Source organism: Enterobacteriaceae endosymbiont of Macroplea appendiculata (genome assembly GCF_012571605.1).
Classification (GTDB): domain Bacteria; phylum Pseudomonadota; class Gammaproteobacteria; order Enterobacterales; family Enterobacteriaceae.
The window spans coordinates 21,123-40,939 of record NZ_CP046220.1 but is presented as its reverse complement, the minus strand read 5'-3'; the positions used below and the strand labels follow the sequence as shown (position 1 = coordinate 40,939).

Annotated in this window: 17 protein-coding genes, 2 tRNA genes and 1 pseudogene; 11 read left to right on the top strand and 9 right to left on the bottom strand. The window is 22.3% G+C overall.

Annotation, left to right across the window (positions count from 1 at the left end; all coding sequences use genetic code 11):
• Positions 1-8 precede the first annotated feature (8 nt).
• A complete protein-coding gene (nusB, locus tag GJT86_RS00220; protein ID WP_168920301.1) occupies positions 9-428 on the top strand; it encodes a transcription antitermination factor NusB in 420 nt (139 codons plus the stop codon).
• Positions 429-504: 76 nt separating this feature from the next.
• Here the strand turns inward: nusB and GJT86_RS00215 are convergent, their stop codons facing one another.
• From GJT86_RS00215 to tadA, 3 genes are read right to left on the bottom strand one after another with little or no spacing between them, the layout of a single operon-like run.
• On the bottom strand, positions 505-1,062 hold the full coding sequence (locus GJT86_RS00215) for a DJ-1/PfpI family protein (protein ID WP_168920300.1): 558 nt from the start codon (positions 1,060-1,062) through the stop codon (positions 505-507).
• Positions 1,063-1,097: 35 nt separating this feature from the next.
• A complete protein-coding gene (locus tag GJT86_RS00210; RefSeq protein ID WP_168920299.1) occupies positions 1,098-2,330 on the bottom strand; it encodes a serine hydroxymethyltransferase in 1,233 nt (410 codons plus the stop codon).
• 23 nt (positions 2,331-2,353) lie between these two features.
• Positions 2,354-2,800 carry a tRNA adenosine(34) deaminase TadA gene (gene tadA, locus GJT86_RS00205; protein WP_168920298.1) on the bottom strand — a complete coding sequence of 149 codons (447 nt, stop codon included), beginning with the start codon at positions 2,798-2,800 and terminating at the stop codon, positions 2,354-2,356.
• 202 nt (positions 2,801-3,002) lie between these two features.
• Here tadA and hisS point away from each other — a divergent pair, with 202 nt between their 5' ends.
• From hisS to dapD, 7 genes are all read left to right on the top strand, one after another.
• Positions 3,003-4,295, top strand: a complete 1,293-nt coding sequence (gene hisS, locus GJT86_RS00200) for a histidine--tRNA ligase (RefSeq protein WP_168920297.1) — start codon at positions 3,003-3,005, stop codon at positions 4,293-4,295.
• A gap of 178 nt (positions 4,296-4,473) precedes the next feature.
• Positions 4,474-5,838, top strand: a complete 1,365-nt coding sequence (gene der / locus GJT86_RS00195) for a ribosome biogenesis GTPase Der (RefSeq protein WP_168920296.1) — start codon at positions 4,474-4,476, stop codon at positions 5,836-5,838.
• A 31-nt stretch (positions 5,839-5,869) separates the two neighbouring features.
• Positions 5,870-6,832 (top strand): tRNA dihydrouridine(20/20a) synthase DusA, encoded by a 963-nt coding sequence (gene dusA / locus GJT86_RS00190; RefSeq protein WP_168920295.1) that lies wholly within the window; start codon positions 5,870-5,872, stop codon positions 6,830-6,832.
• Between the two features lie 77 nt (positions 6,833-6,909).
• Entirely contained in the window at positions 6,910-8,316 is a 1,407-nt protein-coding gene (gene dnaB, locus GJT86_RS00185; protein WP_168920294.1) for a replicative DNA helicase, read from the top strand.
• Positions 8,317-8,394: 78 nt separating this feature from the next.
• Positions 8,395-9,792: a cysteine--tRNA ligase gene (cysS, locus tag GJT86_RS00180; protein WP_168920293.1), complete on the top strand. Its 1,398-nt coding sequence runs from the start codon at positions 8,395-8,397 to the stop codon at positions 9,790-9,792.
• A 35-nt stretch (positions 9,793-9,827) separates the two neighbouring features.
• The gene (ligA, locus tag GJT86_RS00175; RefSeq protein WP_168920292.1) at positions 9,828-11,579 is read left to right on the top strand and encodes an NAD-dependent DNA ligase LigA; all 1,752 of its coding nucleotides are present in this window, start codon (positions 9,828-9,830) and stop codon (positions 11,577-11,579) included.
• Between the two features lie 141 nt (positions 11,580-11,720).
• Complete coding sequence (gene dapD, locus GJT86_RS00170; protein ID WP_168920291.1) at positions 11,721-12,548, top strand: 2,3,4,5-tetrahydropyridine-2,6-dicarboxylate N-succinyltransferase; 828 nt, start codon at positions 11,721-11,723, stop codon at positions 12,546-12,548.
• A 26-nt stretch (positions 12,549-12,574) separates the two neighbouring features.
• Here dapD and GJT86_RS00165 read toward each other — a convergent pair.
• The 5 genes and pseudogenes from GJT86_RS00165 to recA all read right to left on the bottom strand — a co-directional run.
• Positions 12,575-12,647, bottom strand: a tRNA-Arg gene (locus tag GJT86_RS00165).
• Between the two features lie 14 nt (positions 12,648-12,661).
• Positions 12,662-12,749, bottom strand: a tRNA-Ser gene (locus tag GJT86_RS00160).
• A gap of 99 nt (positions 12,750-12,848) precedes the next feature.
• Positions 12,849-13,031 carry a carbon storage regulator CsrA gene (gene csrA, locus GJT86_RS00155; protein ID WP_168920290.1) on the bottom strand — a complete coding sequence of 61 codons (183 nt, stop codon included), beginning with the start codon at positions 13,029-13,031 and terminating at the stop codon, positions 12,849-12,851.
• A 111-nt stretch (positions 13,032-13,142) separates the two neighbouring features.
• Complete coding sequence (alaS, locus tag GJT86_RS00150; RefSeq protein ID WP_168920289.1) at positions 13,143-15,800, bottom strand: alanine--tRNA ligase; 2,658 nt, start codon at positions 15,798-15,800, stop codon at positions 13,143-13,145.
• 80 nt (positions 15,801-15,880) lie between these two features.
• A pseudogene (gene recA, locus GJT86_RS00145) lies at positions 15,881-16,861 on the bottom strand (recombinase RecA); the annotation flags it as partial.
• A gap of 145 nt (positions 16,862-17,006) precedes the next feature.
• Between recA and GJT86_RS00140 the strand changes: the two are divergent.
• Positions 17,007-17,243, top strand: a complete 237-nt coding sequence (locus GJT86_RS00140) for a sulfurtransferase TusA family protein (protein ID WP_168920287.1) — start codon at positions 17,007-17,009, stop codon at positions 17,241-17,243.
• Positions 17,244-17,255: 12 nt separating this feature from the next.
• Here GJT86_RS00140 and rsmD read toward each other — a convergent pair whose 3' ends face one another.
• Positions 17,256-17,825 (bottom strand): 16S rRNA (guanine(966)-N(2))-methyltransferase RsmD, encoded by a 570-nt coding sequence (gene rsmD / locus GJT86_RS00135; RefSeq protein WP_168920286.1) that lies wholly within the window; start codon positions 17,823-17,825, stop codon positions 17,256-17,258.
• 108 nt (positions 17,826-17,933) lie between these two features.
• On the opposite strand from rsmD, the gene ftsY reads away from it, so the two are divergent.
• Both ftsY and rpoH read left to right on the top strand, forming a co-directional pair.
• Complete coding sequence (ftsY, locus tag GJT86_RS00130) at positions 17,934-18,887, top strand: signal recognition particle-docking protein FtsY (protein ID WP_168920285.1); 954 nt, start codon at positions 17,934-17,936, stop codon at positions 18,885-18,887.
• A gap of 62 nt (positions 18,888-18,949) precedes the next feature.
• Positions 18,950-19,807 (top strand): RNA polymerase sigma factor RpoH, encoded by an 858-nt coding sequence (gene rpoH, locus GJT86_RS00125; protein ID WP_168920284.1) that lies wholly within the window; start codon positions 18,950-18,952, stop codon positions 19,805-19,807.
• Positions 19,808-19,817 lie beyond the last annotated feature (10 nt).

Genomic DNA, 19,817 nt, shown 5'->3' with positions numbered 1-19,817 from the left:
GTAATATTGTGAAATATGAAGGCAGATATAGAGCACGTAAATATGCTGTACAGGCTATTTATTCTTGGCAACTATCACAAAATAACTTACATGATATACAATATTATTTTATACATGAATCTATAAAAAATATTAAACAAATAGATCTTAATTATTTTAATGAATTAATTATTGGAGTAATTAAAAATAGTATTGATTTAGATCAAACAATGAAACCATTTTTATCAAGAAATATATTAGAATTGGGACAAGTTGAAAAAGCTATTTTACGTCTTTCATTATATGAACTAATACATCGTTTAGATATACCACATAAAGTTATTATTAATGAAAGTATTGGTTTAGCAAAAATTTTTGGTGGTGTAGATAACAGCTATAAATTTATAAATGGTGTTTTAGATAAAATGGTCAATCAGATTAGAATATAAATTCTAATCTATATCTAAATACAATTAGAGCATATTATCTATTATATTACATATATATATAAAATATATAATATGGTTATAATACAGATTTGATTTTAGATGAAACATTATTATTTAAAATAATATTTACTAATTTTAAATTAAAATTAATAGCATGTTTAACACTTTGTGCAGTTAATAATTTGTTTTGTACATCCCATACAACTGGTTCATCTGACCACTGTATATCAGATACTAAGTGTTTTAAGCCAATATAACTTGTCATTTTTGCTGTAGGAAATATATTATGTGTTGCTAAAAATATAGCTGGTGTAGCACATATTGCACCTATAATTCGTTGTGTTTTTTTAAAAAAATTAATATAAGATAATAATATCTTATTTTTTGTAAAATGTTCTGCTGCTTGTAATCCACCAGGTAAAATAATAGCAATATGGTTATTTTGTACTTGATAATCTTGTAATAAAATATTACTATATAAATTTGTGCCATAAGCACATTGAATTTTATGTTGATTATTTGTACTTAATGTTATTACATTAATGTTACTTCTAGTTAAAATATCAATAGAAGTTACTGTTTCAATATCTTCTACACCATTAGTAACACAAAGTACTACAGAATATTGTGACATACTATGTTTTCTCCTTGCATTAAAATTATTTTACATTAGTAAATAGGATATTTTTGACATAAATCTATAATGTTGTTTTTGATATTAATCAAATATACTGTTTTGTTATCAATAATATCAGCAATCCAATGAGTAAGCAATATGATTTCTTTTGTTTTAAAACCTCTTTTTGTAATAGCAGGTGTCCCTATTCTGATACCTGAAGTAATCATAGCTGTATAAGTATCATCAGGAATTAAATTTTTATTAACAATAATATTATAACTTTCTAAAAGTTTTTCAGCTTCTACTCCTGTAATATTTTTATTAGTAAGATCGATTACAAATAGATGATTATAAGTGATATTATGAATAATATTAAATTTTCTCTTTTTAAAAATTCTAACCATAATTTTTGCATTTTTTAATATTTGTTTTTGATATAAGATAAATGATGGTTGTAATGCTTCTCTAAAGGCACAAGCTTTAGCAGCTATGACATGCATTAATGGACCACCTTGACTACCAGGAAATACACCTTTATCTAATTTATGAAACAAATATTGATTCTGTATTGTAGATAATATTAATCCACCTCTAGGTCCTGCTAAAGTTTTATGTGTAGTACTAGTTACAACATGTGCATGAGGCAATGGATTAGGATATAATCCCGTTACAACTAATCCAGCAATATGCGATATATCTACTAAAAAATAAGCTTGTATAATATCAGCAATTTTTCGTATTTTATTCCAATAACATAATCCGGAATATGATGTAAATCCACCAATAATTATTTTAGGTTTGTATTTTAAAGCTAATTGTAATATATTTTTATAATCAATATGACCTGTATGATCAGTATGATAAAAAATACTATTATAAATTTGTCCAGAAAAATTTACTTTAGCACCATGAGTTAAATGTCCTCCATGTGAACATGATAACCCCATAATAGTATCTCCTGGAGTTAGTAAAGCATTATATACTGCAAAATTAGCTTGCGAACCAGAATGAGGTTGTACATTAACATAATCAGCTTTAAATAATTTTTTTGCGCGTTGAATAGCTAATTGTTCAATTTGATCAATATATTTACAACCACCATAATATCTTGCATTAACATATCCTTCAGCATATTTATTTGTTAATTGTGTGCCTTGTATATCCATAATTTCTTGTGAAACATAGTTTTCAGATGCAATTAATATAATATTATTTCTTTGACGTATATTTTCTTTATTAATAATATGCCATAATTTTTTATCAGTGTGATCATTTTTTAACATATACAATATATATCCTCATCAAATCATTTTTTAGTTCTCTTATTAAAGAAAAAATTTTGAATAATATTAGTACATTCTTTAACTAAAACACCAGTATGTATTTTAATTTTATATGCACTTAATAAATTAACTAATGGAATACAATTATGTGTCTTTGTGTTATATATACTAAAAACAAGACGTTTTATCCTGCTAATTATAATAGCACCAGCACACATCATACAAGGTTCTAATGTTACATACATAGTAGTATTTAATAATCTATAATTTTGTAAATATGTCCCAGCATTTCTTAATGCGATTATTTCAGCATGTGCTGTAGGATCATGTTTTATAATAGAACTATTTTTACCTTGAGAAATAATTTTATTGTTATTTATAACAATAGCACCTACAGGAACTTCACCATTATTTTGTGCTTGTTGGGCTAATTTTAGTGCATGCGTCATCCAATAAATATCATCATACATTTTATGTTGTTAATATTTTTTATAAAAAATATATTTTTAGTATCATATATATATAATACAACCTATAATTTACAATTAATATTTTTATATAAATATATTTAATTACTTATTATTTTAAAGTATAATTTTTATTATAAATATCTTTTATAAATAGTTCAATAAGATATAATTTGTTATATTTATAATTTTTAGAGAAAATCTAATGTTGAAATATATTAGTGCAGTACATGGTATGCATGATTACATGTTTCCAGAGACTATATTATGGGAATATATAGAAAATATAACAAAAAAAATATTAAATAATTATGGCTACCAAGAAATTAAAATACCTATTGTTGAAAAAAATTTATTGTATCATCAAACAATTGGAGAAGATACAGATATTGTTACAAAAGAAATGTATAATTTATATGATAAAAATGGTGATATGTTAACCTTACGTCCAGAGGGTACTACTGGTTTTATACGAGCTATATTAGAACATAATTTATTATATAAATCACATCGTTTATGGTATATTGGTCCTATGTTTCGTTATGAAAGACCACAAAAAGGAAGATATAGACAATTTCATCAAATAGGTATTGAAGCTATTGGTTTAACAGAACCATATATTGATGCTGAAATTATAATTATAACATTTCATATATGGAAAAATTTAAATATTATCAAATACGTAAATTTAGAAATTAATACTATTGGTTCTATTGCTATTCGAAAAATCTATATACAACACTTAAAAAAATTTTTTTTAAAAAATATAAAATTATTAGATACAAATAGTATTAAAAAAATAAATTCTAATCCTTTAAGGATTTTAGATAGTAAAAATATAGCAACACAACAATTATTAAAACAAGCACCAAAATTAAAAAATTATTTAGATGCATATAGTATTGATAATTTTAATATATTATGTGATATATTAAATCATATTGGGATTAAATTTCATATTAATGATAATTTAGTGAGAGGTTTAGATTATTATAATGATATTGTATTTGAATGGACAACAATAAACACTCCAGACATTTTAAAATATACTATTTGTGGTGGCGGGAGATATAACCAATTAATACAACATATGAGTCATAAAAGACAAAATAATGGTGTTGGATGTGCTATTGGTATTGAAAGAGTTTTATTATTATTAAAAAATTTAAAAATTTTTAATAGATTTGATGCATGCCATATTGATCTTTATTTAATACCTATGAACAATAATCATATTTTACATAAAATATTAGAAATACGAGAAAAAATTATAAAAGTTTTCCCTCAAATAAGAATTTTAGTAAGTTACTTTTTTGTAAACATTAAAAAACAAATTAAAAAAGCTATAAAACAAAAAGCTCATTGTATATTAATTATTGGTGATAATGAAATATCAAATAATACTATTACTATAAAAGATTTAATATCTCATAAGCAAATATGTGTTTCTGAAACACAATTAATAACTATATTATCTAAAATAATGCAACAAAAATAATTTTATAAAAAATTTAATATCTTGATCTTCCAAGGATAGAAATATCTTATATATAGTATATATACAACATTAATAATTATTAAACTACATATGTTATATGTATATGGTTTATTAAACTCATGGAATACTATATATAATATAGTCTATGTTTAAAACATATTTTTTTTAAGAGATATATATGATGACATATCATTATCCAATAATAACTATTGTAGGTGCAAATAATACAGGAAAATCTTTTTTATATAATATTTTAACAAAAACAAATGAGGCTATAGTAAATAGTGTTCCTGGTTTTACAAGAGATAGACAATATGGATATGGTTACATTAATAAATATACATATGTTTGTATTGATACAGGTAATTATTATGTAAATGATAGTATATTTTTAAATAAATATAATCAACAAATTAAAATACAAACTATACAAGCAATTAAAGAAGCAAATTTAGTTATATTATTAATTAGAGATAATATATTAAATACTCTAGATTACCAAATTTTACAAGATATTCGAATACATAATAAACATATACTATTATTAGTTAATAGTAATAATAAAATAGATACAAAAGAACTATTATCTTTAGGATGTGATCTTTATCGTATTAATTTATTTAAAAATCATGATATTAAAAAACTATATAAAATACTGTATATTTTTTTAAAACAAATACATAAACAACAAAATAAAATCACATTTAATAATATTACTAAAAATAATATTCTTTCTAATCAAAAATACATTAAAATTGCTGTTGTAGGTATGCCTAATGTAGGTAAATCTACACTAATTAATCGTATTATTAAAAAAAATCGTGTTATTATTCATAGTACTGCAGGAACTACGAGAAATTGTATAATAGTTCCTATGGAAAATTATTATAATCATTATAAAAATATAATATTAATTGATACACCTGGAATATATAAAAATAATTATCATTTAAATATTAATACATATTCTTATATGAAAACTATTACGACAATTAAACAAGCTAATATAATTTTATTTATTATTGATGGTGATAAAAAAACGTTATATAAAAAAGATATAGCATTAATACAATATATTGTTAATCAAGGTAAATCTATTATTATTATAATTAATAAATATGATTTAATTACATCAAATGTATTTCATAATTTTAAAAAAAATCTTTATAAGATATATAAATATTTACCAGTTATATGTATATCAGCCAAAACTGGTAGAGGTTGCATGAATATTTTTAAGTTAATATATCAAGTATATAATATTACTCATGAAAAAATTAAAACTTCTAAACTCATGCATATTTTATATGATGCAACAAATAATGTTTCTCCAAATATATATAAAGGTAGACGTATTAAAATAAAATTTATTCATATTGTACAATATAATCCATTAGTAATAATGTTACATGGCAGTCAAGTAACTAAATTAAACAATAATTATAAACGTTATTTAATTAATATATTACATGATAAATTAGGTTATATTGGTTCACCTATTATTTTACAATATAAAAATAACTATAATCCATACATACATTAAAATAATATAAATTTATTCATCTTAATATCATATGAAATATTTTCGTTTTGAAATTGCACCCATGTTACATAGAACCAATAAATATTGTAGATATTTTTATAGATTATTAACACAAAAAGCATTACTATATACAGAAATGATTCATTGTCATGCTATAATACATAATCAAAATATTTTATTTACAAATTATCATGATAATAATTTAGTATTACAATTAGCTGGAAATGATTTTAAAATACTTGCTTTATGTGCTATAAAAGCAGAAAAAATAGGATATAAAGAAATTAATTTTAATGTTGGTTGTCCTTCAATACAATCACAAAGAAATAATTTTGGTGCTTGTTTGATGAATCAGTTACATATTGTTACTGATTGTATTAAAGCGATGTCAGATAGAATTAATATTCCTGTAACGATTAAAACAAGAATAGGTATTAATGACGTAAATAGTTATGATTTTTTGTGTGAACTAATATATCAATTATCTAATAATGGTTGTAAAAGATTTATTTTACATGCTAGAAAAGCATTATTGTATAATAATATAACCACAAAAAAAAATTTAACAATGCCATTATTAGATTATCCTATAATTTATAAAATAAAAAAAAATTTCCCATCTATCCATATTACACTGAATGGTGGTGTTAAAAATTTGTTAGAAGCAAAAAAACATTTAAAATATGTTGATGGCGTTATGTTAGGTCGTAGTATTTTATATAATCCTAGAATCTTAATGGATGTTGATCAAGAATTATTTTCCATACATAAGCCAATAAAAAATCCTGTTAGTGTTATTAAATCAATGTTTCCTTATATAGAAAAAATGTTAAATAATGGTATAGCATTTTATTCTATTATTACACCGATATTAAATTTTTTCCATGGTATGGAGGGTTCAAAAATTTTTAAACAATACTTAACTAATAAAAATAATTATCTAACATGTAATAATATACAAGTTTTAAATAAAGCATTATCTTATATCAAATAAATAATATAATAATATAATAATATATAACTTGATAAATTGTTTCTAACTCAAAATTTTAACAAATATTTTTATAATTTATGACTAATAATATTACTCAAAGATCAATAATAAAAAAAGATGCACAAGTTGAAAATATTAAAATTCCTCCTTATTCTTTAGAAGCTGAACAATCTATATTAGGATCATTAATGCTAGATAATAATCGATGGGAACAAGTTATTGATAAAATTATTACAGAAGATTTTTTTATCTTATCACATAAAATAATTTTTCATGAAATGAAAATTCTTATTGAACTTAATAAACCTATTGATCTAATTACATTATCTGAATCATTAGATAGTAAACATAAATTACTAAAAGTAGGAGGTTTTGCTTATTTAGTTGAATTATCAAAAAATATTCCTAGTATTTCTAACATTTATGCATATATAGATATCGTGCGTGAAAGAGCAATTTTAAGAGAAATGATTGGAGCAGCAAATATTATTGCTGAAGCAGGTTATTTCCCTAATGGTAGGAAAAGTGAAGAATTATTAAATTTAGCAGAATCACATATTTTTCGTATTGCAGAAAAACGTTTAAATAAAGATACTAAACCTAAAAACATAGATAAAATTTTAGAAGTGACAATTTCTAAAATAGAAACATTTTACAAAATGCCTAAAAATGGTGTTACTGGGTTAGATACAGGATATCATGAATTAAATAAAAAAACTGCAGGATTACAAAAATCGGATTTAATTATTATTGCAGCACGACCAGCTATGGGTAAAACTACTTTAGCTATGAATATTTGTGAATATACTGCCATGTTACAAGATAAACCTGTATTAATATTTAGTTTAGAAATGCCTTGTGAACAAATTATGATACGCATGCTATCTTCATTATCAAGAGTATATCAAAGTAAAATTAGAACAGGACAATTAAATGATCATGATTGGCAGAAAATTTCTAATACTATGAATAATTTACTCAAAAAAAAAAATATATATATTGATGATTCTTCTGAATTAACACCTACTGAAATACGTTTAAGATCAAGAAGAATGTTTAGAGAACATAATGGTTTAAGTTTAATTATGATAGATTACTTACAATTAATTAGAGTGCCATCTCTTTCTTTTAATCGTACATTAGAAATTACAGAAATTTCTCGTTCTTTAAAAGCATTAGCAAAAGAACTACATGTGCCAGTTATTGCGTTATCACAATTGAATCGATCTTTAGAACAAAGAGCTGATAAACGTCCTATGAATTCTGATTTACGAGAATCTGGTTCTATAGAACAAGATGCAGATTTAATAATTTTTATATATAGAGATGAACTTTATAATGAACATAGTTCATTACAAGGAATTGCGGAAATTATTATTGGGAAACAACGTAATGGTCCTATTGGTAATATAAAATTAACATTTAATAATAAAATTGCTAGATTTGACAATTATATAGACTATTATAATAGTATCGATTCATAATATTATAATACGTTATATGTAATAATTGTTAAAGTATATTTTTTTAAATAAAAAAATTACTTTTTATGGATATAATTTATGTTAAAAATTTTTAACACTTTAAGTAAAAAAAAAGAAACATTTCGCACAATAACACCTAAACATATTAAAATGTATGTGTGTGGCATTACTCCTTATGATACATGTCATATTGGTCATGGAAGAACATTTATAATTTTTGATATTATGATAAGATATTTTCAGTTTTTAGGGTATACAATTACATATGTACGTAATATTACAGATATAGATGATAAAATAATAAAATTAGTTAAAAATAATAATATGCAATATATGCAAAAAATTGTATCTAATATTATTAGTCTCATGTATATGGATTTTAATAAATTAAATATTATACATCCTACTATCGAACCCAAAGTAACAAAACATATTAATGAAATTATTCAATTTATACAAATTTTGTTAAAAAAACAACATGCATATCTAGCTAATAATGGTGATGTTGTGTTTAATATTGCTAGTTATCAACATTATGGACAATTATCACGACAAAACACACATAAAAATTTTTTAAATATAAATTTTGTAGATATATCTTTTAAAAAACGTGGTCAAGATTTTGTTCTATGGAAAAAATGTTTAAAAGAACAAATAGGATGGTCATCACCATGGGGATATGGTAGACCAGGTTGGCATATAGAATGTAGTGCAATAAGTTATAAATATCTTGGACATAATTTTGATATACATGGTGGTGGTAATGATTTAATTTTTCCCCATCATGAAAATGAAATAGCACAATCGCAATGTATACATCCATTCTTTAATGTTAATTTTTGGATTCATACTGGAATGATTATTATCAATAATAAAAAAATGTCAAAAACATTACAAAATGATATTAAACTTAAGGATATATTATTAAAATATAATAATGAAGTTATTCGTTATTTTTTTACTATTACACATTATCGCAGACCAATAATTTTTCATGAAGAAAAGCTACAAAACGCTTGTATTGTTATGAAAAAATTATATAGAGCCATTTATAATATAAATGAAATAAAAGAAATAAATATTCAAAATATTCCATTTAAGAATTTAGAAAAACAATTCTATGATGCAATGAATGATGATTTTAATACACCAAAAGCATACAGTATTTTATTTAAAATATCACATGATATAAATATTGCTTATCATAAAAAAAATTTTATTTTACAACAACATTTAATGTTACTTTTAAAAAAATTAGGTAATATTTTAGGTATATTATTTTATAATCCAAAATATTATTTTAAAAATCATACAACAAAAATTTTACATAAATTAGAAATAGAACAACTAATACAAAAACGTTGTATTGCAAGAAAAAAAAAATTATGGAAAGAAGCTGATAATATACGTAATTTTTTAAAAAAAAATAATATTTTTTTAGAAGATTTACATGACAAAACAATATGGAAAATATAAAATTATTATTATAATCAATATTAAATATAATTTTAATGATTAAAATCAATAAACTTATACATAAATTACGTGAAAAAATAAATATTTATAATTATAAATATTATATTTTAAATAAACCAGCAATTACTGATCAACAATATGATTTATTACTTTTAAAATTAGAAAAGCTAGAACGTTATATACCATTAGAAAAAAAACAAAAATCTCCTACACAAAATATTAATGATTCACTATTAAAAAATTATAAACAAATTACGCATAAAACACCAATGTTATCTTTACAAAATACTTTTAACAGTAAATTTTTATATAAACAATTTATTTGTTTATATAAAAAATATATCAACTATAAAAATTTTTTTTGTTGTGAATTAAAATTTGATGGTGTAGCTATTAATCTTTTATATATTAATGGATATTTAATACATGGCTTAACAAGAGGTAATGGTTATATAGGTGAAGACATTACTCATAATATTTCTTTGATTAATGATATACCGAAAAAATTAAAAGGTAATAATATTCCACAAACATTAGAAGTACGTGGAGAAATTTTCATGACTAAAAAAAATTTTTATTATATTAATCAAAATTTTTTGATGCAAAAAAAAAATTTTTGTAATACTAGAAGTGCTGTTGTTGGACTTTTACGTATGCATAATATGAATGATTATTCTAATTTATTAAATTTTTTTTGTTATGGTATCGGTTTTACTAATAAGAATATAGCTTGTTATCACACAAAATTACTTAGACAATGTAAAACATACGGTCTACCTATCTCTCGCAATATTATCTCTTGTACAAAATTACAAGAAATTATCCAATTTTATGATTTTTTTAAAATAAATAGACATAAATTATCATATGATATTGATGGTATTGTAATTAAAATTAATGATCTTTCTTTACAAAAAAAAATTGGTTATAATTCACGAGCACCTAAATGGGCCATAGCATATAAATTTCATTCACAAGAAAAAAACACAATATTAAAACAAATTTTTTTTCAAACAGGACGTACTGGTATTATTACACCCATAGCATATTTTAAAAGTATTAAAATTTCAGGAGTGGAAATTTCTTATGCTACATTATATAATATTAATGAAATTTATAGATTAGATTTAAAAATAGGTGACATCATTACTATCCAACGTTGTGGTAATGTTATACCTAAAATTATACATGTGGTAAAAAGTAAAAGAACAAAACAACATACCAATGAAGTTGTCATTCCACAATTTTGTCCTAGTTGTAATGCTAAAATTATTAACAATAATAATTTATTATATTGTTCAGCTAGTTTTTCTTGTAAAGCTCAATTTCAAGAATATTTAAAACATTTTATATCTAGAAATGCTATAAATATTAAATATGTAGGTCAAAAATTAATTTCTCATTTAGTAGAAAAAAATATAATATCAAACGTTATGGATTTGTTTACACTAAATGAAAAACAATTAAGCTTACTAAACTTAGGAAAAATTACTACACAAAAAATATTATTATCTTTATATGCAAAACATAAAGTTTATTTACATAATTTTTTATTTGCTTTAGGTATTAAAAATATGGGTATTGTTACTTCAAAAAATATTGCAGACTATTTTATTACTTTAGAAAATTTTTTAAAAGCTGATAAAGATAATTTATTAAAAATTAATGGCCTTGGTCTTAAAACTATAAGTCATATATGTAATTTTTTAAAAAAAACAGAGAATATAAAATATATTAATTTGTTAAGACAAAAAATAGATATTATTTATTTGAATATAATGAAATAAAAAAATATTATTATTTTCTATAGTAAAGATATAGTAATCATATTTAAAATAAAACATAGATAAAAAATATATTATCTTTTTCTTTAAAAAATATATTTATGTTATATTACAAAATATTATAAATTTTAAAAGAAATATTATATGGAAAAAATTAAGATTCTCATAGATAAATATTTTAAAACACATAGTTTAAATGATACATCTATCACACATAATGAAGAAATTATTACATATGTTTATCAGATTATTAAAATGTTAAATAATGGAGAATTAAGAGTTGCAGAAAAAAAACAAAATAAATGGGTAACACATAAATGGATTAAACAAGCTATCCTGTTATATTTTAAAATACAAAAAAATTTTTTAATGCAACATGATCATAGTAATTACTATGATAAAATACCTTTAAAATTTAATAAATTTACATATGATGATTTTCAAAAAATAGGATGTAGAATAGTACCTCCTGCAACCATAAGATATGGTGCATATCTTGGTAATAATAGTATTGTTATGCCTTCATTTATTAATATAGGAGCATATATAACACAAGGAACTATGATTGATACTTGGTCTACTATTGGATCATGTGCTCAGATAGGTAAAAATGTACATATTTCTGGCGGTGTTGGTATTGGAGGGGTATTAGAACCGATACAAAATACTCCTACTATTATAGAGGATAATTGTTTTATTGGAGCTAGATCTGAAATTGTTGAAGGTGTTATTATTGAAAAAGGATCTGTTATTTCTATGGGTGTATTTATAGGACAAAGTACAAAAATATATGATAGAACTAATGGTCTAATATATTATGGTAGAGTACCAAAATATTCAGTAGTTGTACCAGGAACTTTACCATCACAAGATGGGCGATATAATTTATATTGTGTAATTATTGTGAAAAAAGTTAATGCAAAAACTTTAAGTAAAATTCAAATAAATGAAATTTTACGTTGTAATAGTTGATCTTTTAAAATTTTTTTATATAAAAATACACCTGGGAGGATTCGAACCTCCGTCCGTTCGGTTCGTAGCCGAATACTCTATCCACTGAGTTACAGGTGCATGAAAATGATCTACGGTGAGAGAGAGATTCGAACCCTCGACATAACATAATTATATACACCCTTAGCAGGGGTGCGCCTTCAACCACTCGGCCATCTCACCTTATATAATACCGTAATTTCATTTTGTATGATAGCATAAAATATAATAAAGTGTATAATAAATATATATATAAACTAAATAAATGTTAAATATATTTATTCAAACTGTTTGTTGGTTTTTTTCTGCTTTTATACGTTGATAAATTTCTTCACGATGTACGGCAATTTCTTTAGGAGCATTTACACCAATACGCACCTGATTTCCTTTAATACCTAATACGGTGACTATAACATTATCACCAATCATAAGAGTTTCTCCCACTCTACGAGTAAGAATTAGCATCTTTGTTTTTCTCCTTGAAAAATATCAATGCAATATTATTAATATGTCATTAAAATATTTTATCATTTTAATATATATTAAAATTTATTAATTTAATATATAAAATATTAATTATTTTTTTTTGTCATGCAGTAACATATTAATTTTATTTAGAATAAATGTTTTCATTTTAGCTATTAAACAGTAATATTGATCTATATTATGATTAATTATGATTTGTGAAGCTGTTTTTGTACCATTAATATTATATTTAGTAATATTACTTATATTAAGATTAATAACATCTAATGCATTTATATTAATAGTAGGTGTAATTTTTATTAAAATAAAAATTTTTTTGATCCATATTGTAGATAATATAATAATAGATTTATTAAATTTACTCATCATATTTTTTAATATATAATTAAATTGTATTGGATCATAATCGTATAATTCACTAATTAAAAGATTAATATTATTAAATATAATATTATCTTGTATAATTTTTTTAATTATTTGTTGTGCAATATAATTTTCTGCTTTTTGTAATCGTTTATGTATAAGATTATTTTTAATTTGATAGTGCTTAATATAATTAACAACATTTTTATCATCTATTTTAAAAATTTTCGTAATAGATGTTATAATGTTATCTCTTGTTTGTATATATGATAAAGCATTATTATGTGTAACAGCATGTATTCTTTTAATACCATGTGCAATACTGAAGTATTTAATAATTTTGAAAAAACCTATTTCACATGTTGTTGCAACATGTGTACCACAACAGAATTCTTTAGAAATATTAAAAATATTTATTACCCGAACAATATCACTATATTGTTCGTTTTGTAAAAAAATAATGTTATCTTGTAGATTAACATCTTGTTTTGATATATTATAGGAAGTAACATTAATATTATTAAATATATATTGATTAATAATGTTTTCGATATTTATAATTTGTTTTGATGTAATAGGTAAATTATGTAAAAAATCAAATCTCAAATACTCTGAAGTAATTAAAGAGCCCTTTTGTTGTATATGTGTACCTAATATTTTACGTAAGCTATAATTTAATAGGTGTGTTGCTGTATGATTTCTACTGATTTTATTACGATAAGTAAGATTAATTTCTGCGGTTACTATATCATTTTGTACTAATTTTCCTTGCATCATAATACCACTATGTAATATTAGATTACCTTGTATAGTAGTTGTTATAACTTGAAAAATATTTTCGTCGTTTTTTTTTATAAACCCTATATCACCTAATTGTCCGCCAGATTCGCCATAAAATGGAGTAATATCTAATATTATCATAGCTTTATCATTTTTAATAATTTTTTGTATGATTTTATCTTGAAAATAAATATTTAAAATTTTACTTTTTGTACTAATGTGGTCATATCCAAGGAACTCTGTTTTACTATTATGATAAAAAATGTTTATATTTTTTTTAAACAAACTATGGTTTTTAGATCGAGAACGCTGTTTATTTAATAATTGTGAAAAAATCTTTTGTTCCATAATAATATTTTGTTGCAAACAAATTTCTTTAATTGCATCTAAAGATAAACCTAATGTATCATATAAATAAAAAATTTTTTCTCCTGGTAAAATATTATTTTCTAAATGTAAAATTTCTTTTTTTAAAAAACTTATACCTTTTGTTAAAATTATGTGAAAATTTTGTTCTTCTTGTTTAATAGTATTTTTAATCAATAAATATTGTTTTTGTAATAATTCTTTATCTCTATGAAATGCAATTTCATTAATAAAAAACTGTACTAATTTATATAAAAAAATGTTTTTATATCCTAACATCATACCATGATTAATAGCTCTTCTTATAATTTTTCTTAAAATATATCCTCTATATTCATTACTAGGCATAACACCATATGCAATTAAAAATATTGATGTTTTAAGATGATCTGCAATCACATTTAAATAATGGTGTTGCATAATATTTAAATGTAGTATATGAACAATATGTTGAATTAATTTTTCAAAAACATCTATTTTATAAATAGAATCTACTCCTTGTAAGATACTACTAATTCTTTCTAAACCCATTCCTGTATCTATAGACTTAATAGGTAATATAGTTAATTGTTTATGTAAATTTTGATTAAATTGTATAAATACAATATTCCATATTTCAATAAAGCGTTCGCCAGGATTATTATTTTGTATGTTACCAGATAAATGTTCACCTAAATCATAAAATATTTCCGTAGATGGTCCACAAGGACCTGTAGTATCCATATGCCAAAAATTATCTGAATAATATTGTTGATTATTTTTATCATATATGAGAATAATATGTGTTTTAGGAATACCAATCTTATGTAACCAAATATTATATGTTTCAGTATCAGTATAATATACTGTGATAAAAATTTTTTTTGGATTTAAATGAAACCATTTACTATATGTTAATAATTCCCAAGCAAAAGTTATAGCTTCTTCTTTAAAATAATTTCCAAAACTAAAATTACCTAACATTTCAAAAAATGTATGATGACGATTTGTAAAACCTATATTTTTTAAATCATTATCTTTACCACCAGCACGAACACATTTTTGTACGGTTACTATATTTGGATATGGTGATTGTGCAGAACCTAAAAAATATTTTTTAAATTGATTCATACCAGCATTAGTAAATAATAAAGAACTATCATTATGTGGTATAATAGAACTTCCTGCCATAATTTTATGTTTTTTAATATGAAAAAAATCTAAAAACATTTGGCAAATTTGTGTTGTTGTACATACCATTACATATAAACCTTATATAAAATAAAATATATTATATTTTATTATAGTTTTTCTTATTCATGATTAATTTGTTTAAAAAACATTTTTTTTAATTTTTCTTTAATATCATCGGATATTTGTTTATTTTTTTGTAAAAAATTAATTGCATTAATTTTGCCTTGCCCAATTTTCTCCTTTTTATAACTATACCATGAACCACATTTTTCAATAATATTATGTTGTACTCCCAAATCTAATATTTCTCCGAAAATATTAATACCTATACCATATATAATTTGAAATTCAGCTTGTTTAAAAGGTACAGCAACTTTATTTTTAACTACTTTAACTCTAGTTTCACTACCAATAATAATATCTCCTTGTTTAACATTACCAATTTTACGTATATCTAATCTAACTGAAGAATAAAATTTTAATGCATTACCTCCTGTAGTTACTTCAGGATTGCCAAACATAATACCAATTTTCATACGTATTTGATTAATAAAAATTAATAAAGTATTAGATTGTTTCATATTGCTAGCAAGTTTTCTCATTGCTTGACTCATCATTCTAGCTGCTAATCCTATATGAGAATCTCCTATTTCTCCATCTATTTCTGCCTTGGGTGTTAAAGCAGCTACAGAATCTATAACTATAACATCAATTAAATTAGATTTAGCTAAAGCATCACATAATTCTAATGCTTGTTCTCCTGTATCAGGTTGTGAACATAATAATCTATTAATGTTAACATTTAATTTTTTTGCATAAATAGGATCTAATGCATGTTCTGCATCAATAAAAGCACATATTTTACCTTGTTTTTGTGCTTCTGATATAATTTGTAATGTTAAGGTAGTTTTACCAGAAGATTCTGGACCATATATTTCTACTATTCTTCCTATAGGTAGTCCCCCAATACCTAATGCTATATCTAAAGTTAAAGAACCTGTTGATATAGATGATACATCCATAGTTCTATTATCTCCTAATCTCATAATAGAACCTTTGCCAAACTGATTTTCTATTTGTACAATAGCATTGTCTAATGCAGCTTGTTTTTTTTTATCTAAATTCACAATATCATCCTAGATAAATAATGTTTTATAATCATAAAATATATTTATTAATAAATTTATACAATTTTTTACCAAAATAAAAAATATGCAAAAATTAATTATTTAATATATAATAAATTATACCGTAATTTTATGACAAATACATATGTTTAAGGCGAAACAACAGTTTTATTTAAATTTAACCAATATTAAATGTCCTTATACACTTGTAAAAATTAAAAAAATTACCAGTACAATGAAATATGGTGAAACCTTATTAATTAAAACTAATAATCACTTAGTTATTTTAGATATACAAACTTTTTGTGAATTTATGAAATTTAGTATGGTCAAAAAAATAACTAATAAGTTGCCTTATATATGTATTATAAAAAAAATATAATACTAAAATGTATCATGTATATTTTTTATACAAAGCATATGTTACCGAACCAAATGTTTTTTTACGATATTGGATCCAATTATATGGTAATAAAACAGGCTTACTACTTGTCATATACTCAAGATAAATATATGCATTATTATTCAAACAACAATATTTTTCTAACAAAAAACAAGTTGTTTGTAGTAAAAAATTATCCTTACTAAAAGGAGGATCTATAAATATTAAATTAAATTTTTGTGATATTGTAGATAATATATGTAATGTATGACCATAAATTAATTTAATATTTATATTTTTAAATAATGATATATTTTGTTGTAATTTTTTGAAATGAAAAATATTATTTTCTATTAAAGTTGCTGAACATGCATTTCGTGATAATGCTTCTAAACTCAGTATGCCGGAACCAGCAAAACAATCTAAACAATTTAACATAGAGATATCATTTATTAACCAATTAAATAATGTTTCACGAATAAAATGCATAGTTGGTCTAATATGAGTATTATGTATAGTAATTTTTTTATATTTCCATTTACCAGCAAGAATATATATTTTATTATGTCTATTATATTTCATAAAATTTAGTATTTTCTCCAAACATATTATTCTAATAAATTATTTAAATAATATTTTTATAATTATGTATTATAATATTATTATTCCTTTGCATAATTTTAAATAAATATGATAATAAAAAAAGATAATTGTAATAAAAAAAATAGTTTTTTACGAAATTTAACATTAAAAATATGGGATGCTAGTAAAAATATTGGTGAAAATCTAATACATTTTATCACTAAAAATAAAACTATTGATATAAATTTTTTTAATAATTTGGAAAAAATATTGATTCAATCAGACATTAGTTACAATACAACGCGAAACATAGTGCAAAATGTTATGCAATATTCTAAAAAAAATAAAATATATGATCATCATAAATTATATTTATATATTAAACAAATAATTTTAAAGATTTTAATACATGTTGAGCAATCATTAATAATTAAAAATGAAAATCCTTATATCATATTAGTTATAGGTGTTAATGGTGTTGGTAAAACGACTACTATAGGTAAATTAGCATATTATTTTTATAAACAAAATAGGTCTGTTTTTTTAGCTTCAGGAGATACATTTCGTGCAGCTGCCAGTCAACAATTAAAATTATGGAGTCAAAAAAGTTATAGTAATATGATGATACCACAATACAATAAAATTGATAGTTCTGCTGTAATTTATGATGCTATACAACAATCACAACAAAATAATGCTGACATATTAATTATTGATACTGCAGGTCGTGCACATAATAATATTGCTTTAATGCAAGAATTAAAAAAAAATGTAAAAATTATTAGAAAAAAAAAAAATCATGCACCACATGAAATTATGTTAGTATTAGATGCACATATTGGACAAAATGCTATAAATCAATTTAAAGAATTTCACAAACATATAGGTATAACAGGTATTGTATTAACTAAAATGGATGGTACAGCTAAAGGAGGTATAATTATAACTTTATCTAACGATTATAAAATTCCTATAAGATATATAGGTACAGGAGAACAAATTACAGATTTACATTTATTTAATGCTAAAAAATTTATTAATACTATTTTTATAAATAATTAAAAGCATTATTGTAATAAAATTCTAAGATATATTAGAAATATTTATTTCCTGAGAGGTTTTATATGAATGCAAATATTTTTACTCCACAAGTTTATACTCATTCGTTAGGTTCGTTAGAAGCATATATATATCTTGCTAATAGTTATCCAATTTTAACTGTACAAGAAGAACAATATTTATCTAGAAATTTTTTTTATAAAAAAGATATAGCAGCAGCAAAAAAAATAATTTTATCACATTTAAGATTTGTTATACATATAGCTAAACATTATACTGGTTATGGTTTGCAACAAGCTGATATTATTCAAGAAGGTAATATCGGTTTAATGAAAGCTGTAAAAAAATTTAATCCTAATGTTGGTGTACGTTTAGTTTCTTTTGCTATACATTGGATTAAAGCCGAAATACATGAATATGTATTACGTAATTGGCGTATAGTGAAAGTTGCTACGACAAAATCACAAAGAAAATTGTTTTTTAATCTACGTAAAACTAAAAAAAAATTAGGATGGTTCCATAAAAATGAAATTAATATAGTTGCAAAAACTTTAGGAGTTTCTGTAAAGGATGTATGTGAAATGGAATCTCGTATGTCTGCACAAGATATTACAACACATCCACTAATAAAGCAACAAAATAATTTTACTTCTAATATTTTTCTAAAAGATACACACTCTAATTTTACAAAATTAATTGAACAACATAATTGGAATAAATATATTTATCGTAAATTATATTATGCAATTCAGCAACTAGATCAACGTAGTCGTAATATTATTAATGCTAGATGGTTAAATAAACAACATCATAAACAAACGCTACAATCTTTAGCAAATAACTATGGAATATCTGCAGAAAGAATACGTCAATTAGAAACTAATGCTATCAAAAAATTACGTTTATTAATTAATAAAATTTAAATTTAATAAT

Bases quoted from the DNA above. Each gene is read 5' to 3' on its own strand.
- csrA (WP_168920290.1), bottom strand. From the start codon at position 13,031: ATGCTAATTCTTACTCGTAGAGTGGGAGAAACTCTTATGATTGGTGAT.
- ftsY (WP_168920285.1), top strand. From the start codon at position 17,934: ATGATAATAAAAAAAGATAATTGTAATAAAAAAAATAGTTTTTTACGA.
- dapD (WP_168920291.1), top strand. From the start codon at position 11,721: ATGGAAAAAATTAAGATTCTCATAGATAAATATTTTAAAACACATAGT.
- der (WP_168920296.1), top strand. From the start codon at position 4,474: ATGATGACATATCATTATCCAATAATAACTATTGTAGGTGCAAATAAT.
- GJT86_RS00210 (WP_168920299.1), bottom strand. From the start codon at position 2,330: ATGTTAAAAAATGATCACACTGATAAAAAATTATGGCATATTATTAAT.
- tadA (WP_168920298.1), bottom strand. From the start codon at position 2,800: ATGTATGATGATATTTATTGGATGACGCATGCACTAAAATTAGCCCAA.
- rsmD (WP_168920286.1), bottom strand. From the start codon at position 17,825: ATGAAATATAATAGACATAATAAAATATATATTCTTGCTGGTAAATGG.
- GJT86_RS00215 (WP_168920300.1), bottom strand. From the start codon at position 1,062: ATGTCACAATATTCTGTAGTACTTTGTGTTACTAATGGTGTAGAAGAT.
- alaS (WP_168920289.1), bottom strand. From the start codon at position 15,800: ATGGTATGTACAACAACACAAATTTGCCAAATGTTTTTAGATTTTTTT.
- hisS (WP_168920297.1), top strand. From the start codon at position 3,003: ATGTTGAAATATATTAGTGCAGTACATGGTATGCATGATTACATGTTT.
- cysS (WP_168920293.1), top strand. From the start codon at position 8,395: ATGTTAAAAATTTTTAACACTTTAAGTAAAAAAAAAGAAACATTTCGC.
- dusA (WP_168920295.1), top strand. From the start codon at position 5,870: ATGAAATATTTTCGTTTTGAAATTGCACCCATGTTACATAGAACCAAT.
- rpoH (WP_168920284.1), top strand. From the start codon at position 18,950: ATGAATGCAAATATTTTTACTCCACAAGTTTATACTCATTCGTTAGGT.
- GJT86_RS00140 (WP_168920287.1), top strand. From the start codon at position 17,007: ATGTTTAAGGCGAAACAACAGTTTTATTTAAATTTAACCAATATTAAA.
- dnaB (WP_168920294.1), top strand. From the start codon at position 6,910: ATGACTAATAATATTACTCAAAGATCAATAATAAAAAAAGATGCACAA.
- ligA (WP_168920292.1), top strand. From the start codon at position 9,828: ATGATTAAAATCAATAAACTTATACATAAATTACGTGAAAAAATAAAT.